Here is a 5,946-nt window from a genome sequence, read left to right on the forward strand (position 1 = left end):
TTCAGAGAGACACGCTTTGGATTTGATTTTATAGCATCTTACTAGGTTTGGCGGTGACCTACTCTCCCACGACTTGAGTCGCAGTACCATTGGCGCGGTGGCACTTAACGGCCGGGTTCGGAATGGAGCCGGGTGTTTTGCTCACGCTATGACCACCAAACCGAGAAAGATGCGATATGCAACGCGGTTTTTGGTTGCGTTGCGGTTGATCCAATCAATTGTTGTCCAGGTCAGTACGCATGTTTGGTGTGTGACTTTGATCTTGTTTCCAGTGTGCGACGAAGTGTTTTGCGTCGCTTTCGATGCGTTTTTGTAACGCGTCGGTTTCGTTTTTACTGGATCAAATCAAGCCTATCGGGCCATTAGTACCGGTCAGCTGAACGCATTGCTGCGCTTACACCTCCGGCCTATCGACGTGGTGGTCTACCACGGCCCTCAGGGATACCTTGTTTTGAGGGGGGCTTCCCGCTTAGATGCCTTCAGCGGTTATCCTTTCCGATCATAGCTACCCTGCACTGCTGCTGGCGCAACAACAGGTCCACCAGTGGATCGTTCACCCCGGTCCTCTCGTACTAGGGGCAACTCCTCTCAAGTATCCTACACCCACGGCAGATAGGGACCGAACTGTCTCACGACGTTCTAAACCCAGCTCACGTACCTCTTTAAACGGCGAACAGCCGTACCCTTGGGACCTGCTCCAGCCCCAGGATGAGATGAGCCGACATCGAGGTGCCAAACACTGCCGTCGATATGGACTCTTGGGCAGTATCAGCCTGTTATCCCCGGCGTACCTTTTATCCGTTGAGCGATGGCCCTCCCACTTGGGACCACCGGATCACTATGGCCGTCTTTCGACTCTGCTCGACTTGTCAGTCTTGCAGTCAGGCTGGCTTCTGCCATTGCACTCAACGAGCGATTTCCGACCGCTCTGAGCCAACCTTCGCGCGCCTCCGTTACGCTTTAGGAGGCGACCGCCCCAGTCAAACTACCCGCCACGCAGGGTCCCGGATCCGGATAACGGACCGCGGTTAGACATCAAGCAGAACAAGGGTGGTATCTCAAGGGAGGCTCCACAGAGACTGGCGTCCCTGCTTCGAAGCCCACCACCTATCCTGCACATGCTGTGCCTGATGCCAGTGCGAAGCTGTAGTAAAGGTGCACGGGGTCTTTCCGTCTAACCGCGGGAAGCCTGCATCTTGACAGGCAATTCAATTTCGCTGAGTCGATGTTGGAGACAGCGGGGAAGTCGTTACGCCATTCGTGCAGGTCGGAACTTACCCGACAAGGAATTTCGCTACCTTAGGACCGTTATAGTTACGGCCGCCGTTTACCTGGGCTTCAATTCAGAGCTCTCACCCCTCCTTTTAACCTTCAGGCACCGGGCAGGCGTCAGACCCTATACGTCGTCTTGCGACTTCGCAGAGCCCTGTGTTTTTAGTAAACAGTCGCCACCCCCTGGTTTGTGCCCCCAGCCCCTAGTTGCCTAGGAACCGGGCCTCCTTCTCGCGAACTTACGGAGGTATTTTGCCGAGTTCCTTCAACATCGTTCTCTCAAGCGCCTTGGTATGCTCTACCAGTCCACCTGTGTCGGTTTAGGGTACGGTCTGATGATGGAGCTATTTCCAGGAACCGATCAGCGGCCCCTCCAATCCGATAAGGAGGAACAACCTTCACGATCCGTCACTTCCATCTGGCCCACGAATATTAACGTGGTTCCCATCGCCTACGCCTTTCGGCCTCGGCTTAGGGGCCGGCTTACCCTGCTCAGATTAGCTTTAAGCAGGAACCCTTGGACTTTCGGCGAGAGTGTCTCTCACACTCTTTGTCGCTACTCATGTCATCATTCTCGCTAGTGATCTCTCCACCGGATCCCTCACAGGCCGGCTTCACAGAAAGCACCTTGTCCTCCATGGCACCCCGAGGGGCGCTAAAGAGGATAGGTGCTATGTCACACTACGCTCTGCTACCAGTGCTTACGCACTCCGAAGCTTCGGCTCATGGCTTGAGCCCCGTTACATCTTCGCCGCAGGACAACTTATTTAGACCAGTGAGCTGTTACGCTATCTTTAAAGGATGGCTGCTTCTAAGCCAACCTCCTGGTTGTTTTGGTCGTCCCACCTGCTTTCCCACTTAGCCATGAATTGGGGGCCTTAGCTGTCGGTCAGGGTTGTTTCCCTCTCCACTACGGACGTTAGCATCCGCAGTGTGTCTGCCATCTAGTACTCCCGGGTATTCGGAGTTTGGTTAGGATCAGTAAGCCTGTGGGGCCCCATTACCCATCCAGTGCTCTACCCCCCGGGGTATTCGGATGACGCTCTACCTAAATAGATTTCGCAGAGAACCAGCTATCTCCGAGTTTGATTGGCCTTTCACCCCTAGGCACAGCTCATCCCGATCCTTTTCAACGGATGTGGGTTCGGTCCTCCAGTTGGTGTTACCCAACCTTCAACCTGGCCATGCCTAGATCACTCGGTTTCGGGTCTGATCCATCTAACTCATGCGCCCTATTAAGACTCGCTTTCGCTGCGCCTACACCTAACGGCTTAAGCTTGCTAGATAGACCAAGTCGATGACCCATTATACAAAAGGTACGCCGTCACCTCGCAAGGAGGCTCCGACTGATTGTAGGCGTTCGGTTTCAGGTACTGTTTCACTCCCCTCGTCGGGGTGCTTTTCACCTTTCCCTCACGGTACTGGTTCACTATCGGTCAGTAAGGAGTACTTAGCCTTCGAAGGTGGTCCTCCGATCTTCAGACAGGATTTCACGTGTCCCGCCTTACTTGATACGTCCCATCGAGCTTCCCATACGGGGCTGTCACCCGCTATGGCTGTGCTTTCCAGCACATTCTGGTCACTCTCAAGGCTCGGCTGGTCCCCGTTCGCTCGCCACTACTAGGGGAGTAGCTATTGCTGTCCTTTCCTCCGGGTACTTAGATGTTTCAGTTCCCCGGGTTCGCTCTTAAAACCCTATGTATTCAGGTAATAAGTACTTGGTTTACCCAATTATTGATAACCCGAAGGCTAACAATAACCGAGTATCAAGTGGGTTGCCCCATTCAGAGATCCGTGGATCAAAGCTTATTCTCAGCTCCTCACGGCTTATCGCAGAGTATCACGTCTTTCATCGCCTCTTACTGCCTAGGCATTCACCAAACGCCCTTCTCGCGCTTGATTTGATCCAGAAAGAACAAAACCGAAGTTTCGAACTTTCCGATCAAAAGTCACTTTTCCCGCCCTCGCCTTCGCGAGGACTTATAGGTTTCAAAATGCCATCGAAGCATTTCAAAACCCGGCCAGCTTTTCTTACGAAAGAGCTGGCTGGTTAGTGTACTTGACTTGGACAACTCATGTTCGTTTCCAAAGGGGATATGACGCTCAAGCCGGCTAGACCTGATCATCACCGTCTTCCGAAGAAGAACCCAAAGGAGATCGCTGCACACTCGCAGCAATCAAACATGGTTGATTTTGTATCTCTCTAAACGATGTCAAACGGTGATACTGGATCACCGGATATGTCCGATTGGACGAGCAAACACTTGCCTCAAGCGCTTGCTGATACAATCGGCTCTTGTTGGAATTGGTGGAGCCTAGGAGGATCGAACTCCTGACCTCCTGAATGCAAATCAGGCGCTCTCCCAGCTGAGCTAAGGCCCCACAATTTTGCACACAAAATTGTGGGAGTGCGCGGCAGGGCATTCCGAAGGAATGTCCCGGGAGCGTCACCCGGTGCAATTCTGGGTGCATTTGGCGGTCGACCGCCCGGCATGGAACCGGGTGCCTCTCGGCAGACTTTCCAAGGGAAAGTCGCCTGTCGCACGCCGTTTTCTTGCTTCGCAAAAAACGGTGGTGGGTCGAGGAGGACTTGAACCTCCGACCTCACGCTTATCAGGCGTGCGCTCTAACCACCTGAGCTACCGACCCAGACAGACCGGTAGGTCTGTGATTGACTGAAGAGATATGAGGACGGCTTGGCGTATAGGATGGCCTTGAGAAGCCATCTGCTAAGTGATCCATGTTTGATGCGCTACCGCTTCGCTACTTGAGCGCGTTGGCATCTCATCAAAATCCAGGATCATCCTTAGAAAGGAGGTGATCCAGCCGCAGGTTCCCCTACGGCTACCTTGTTACGACTTCACCCCAGTCGCTGAGCTCACCGTGGTCCGCTGCCCCCTCGAAAGGTTGGCGCACGGCCTTCGGGTGAACCCAACTCCCATGGTGTGACGGGCGGTGTGTACAAGGCCCGGGAACGTATTCACCGCGTCATGCTGTTACGCGATTACTAGCGATTCCGACTTCATGGGGTCGAGTTGCAGACCCCAATCCGAACTGAGATAGCTTTTTGGGATTAACCCATTGTCACTACCATTGTAGCACGTGTGTAGCCCAACCCGTAAGGGCCATGAGGACTTGACGTCATCCACACCTTCCTCCCGCTTATCACGGGCAGTTTCTCCAGAGTGCCCAGCCGAACTGCTGGCAACTGAAGATGTGGGTTGCGCTCGTTGCCGGACTTAACCGAACATCTCACGACACGAGCTGACGACAGCCATGCAGCACCTGTCACTGCGTCCCCGAAGGGAACCATCCATCTCTGGATGTAGCACAGGATGTCAAGGGTTGGTAAGGTTCTGCGCGTTGCTTCGAATTAAACCACATGCTCCACCGCTTGTGCGGGCCCCCGTCAATTCCTTTGAGTTTTAATCTTGCGACCGTACTCCCCAGGCGGAATGCTTAATCCGTTAGGTGTGACACCGAACAGTATACTGCCCGACGTCTGGCATTCATCGTTTACGGTGTGGACTACCAGGGTATCTAATCCTGTTTGCTCCCCACACTTTCGCACCTCAGCGTCAGTATCGAGCCAGTGAGCCGCCTTCGCCACTGGTGTTCCTCCGAATATCTACGAATTTCACCTCTACACTCGGAATTCCACTCACCTCTCTCGAACTCAAGACTACCAGTATCAAGGGCAGTTCCGGGGTTGAGCCCCGGGATTTCACCCCTGACTTAATAGTCCGCCTACGCGCGCTTTACGCCCAGTAATTCCGAACAACGCTAACCCCCTCCGTATTACCGCGGCTGCTGGCACGGAGTTAGCCGGGGTTTCTTTACCTGCTACAGTCATTATCTTCACAGGCGAAAGAGCTTTACGACCCTAGGGCCTTCATCACTCACGCGGCATGGCTAGATCAGGGTTGCCCCCATTGTCTAAGATTCCCCACTGCTGCCTCCCGTAGGAGTCTGGGCCGTGTCTCAGTCCCAGTGTTGCTGATCATCCTCTCAAACCAGCTATAGATCGTAGGCTTGGTAGGCCATTACCCCACCAACTACCTAATCTAACGCGGGCCGATCCTTCTCCGATAAATCTTTCCCCCGAAGGGCGTATACGGTATTACTCTCAGTTTCCCGAGGCTATTCCGTAGAAAAGGGCACGTTCCCACGCGTTACTAACCCGTCCGCCGCTAGACCCGAAGGTCTCGCTCGACTTGCATGTGTTAGGCCTGCCGCCAGCGTTCGTTCTGAGCCAGGATCAAACTCTCAAGTTGAAACGTACCATAAGCACGTTCTTGACGTTCGAACCTCTGCACATCCATCGGTCCGGCTAGGACCGATGAGTCATCTGTCTGTATGTGCTTCAGTACCAAAGGTACCGAAGAACCGTACAAGACAGTGAAGCTGACACTCCATCATCGGCCGAAACCTAGGAGCGCGATATCCAGACGTCCGTTCGCCGAAACAAACCAAACCGCCCGCATATCTCTTCAGATATTTCCAATGTCAAAGAGCAACCCAGAGACAAAAACCAGACCAGTGCGCCCTAACTTCTTCGGCGCGCCCGCCCTGATAACCTCTGAATTATCCGCCTCGTCTGCGTCAGCCTCTCAACCAACCGCCCCGTCTGGCGCACCGCCGAGCGCCTCAGCGCCGCCGGTGAAGGGGTATTTA

The 5,946-nt window shown here is 54.0% G+C and carries 2 tRNA genes and 3 rRNA genes; all 5 read right to left on the reverse strand.

From position 1 onward, the window contains the following. Window positions 1-45: 45 nt before the first annotated feature. Window positions 46-160: ribosomal RNA gene (gene rrf, locus MGEO_RS20805) — 5S ribosomal RNA — on the reverse strand. Between the two features lie 181 nt (window positions 161-341). Continuing rightward, a 23S ribosomal RNA gene (locus MGEO_RS20810) occupies window positions 342-3,174 on the reverse strand. A gap of 404 nt (window positions 3,175-3,578) precedes the next feature. After that, a tRNA-Ala gene (locus tag MGEO_RS20815) sits at window positions 3,579-3,654 on the reverse strand. A 190-nt stretch (window positions 3,655-3,844) separates the two neighbouring features. Beyond that, window positions 3,845-3,921, reverse strand: a tRNA-Ile gene (locus MGEO_RS20820). Between the two features lie 161 nt (window positions 3,922-4,082). After that, window positions 4,083-5,546: ribosomal RNA gene (locus tag MGEO_RS20825) — 16S ribosomal RNA — on the reverse strand. The 16S, 23S and 5S rRNA genes sit together here with 2 tRNA genes alongside, the layout of an rRNA operon. Window positions 5,547-5,946: the final 400 nt, after the last annotated feature.

Origin of the sequence: Marivita geojedonensis (assembly GCF_002115805.1) — a bacterium.
GTDB lineage: Bacteria > Pseudomonadota > Alphaproteobacteria > Rhodobacterales > Rhodobacteraceae > Marivita > Marivita geojedonensis.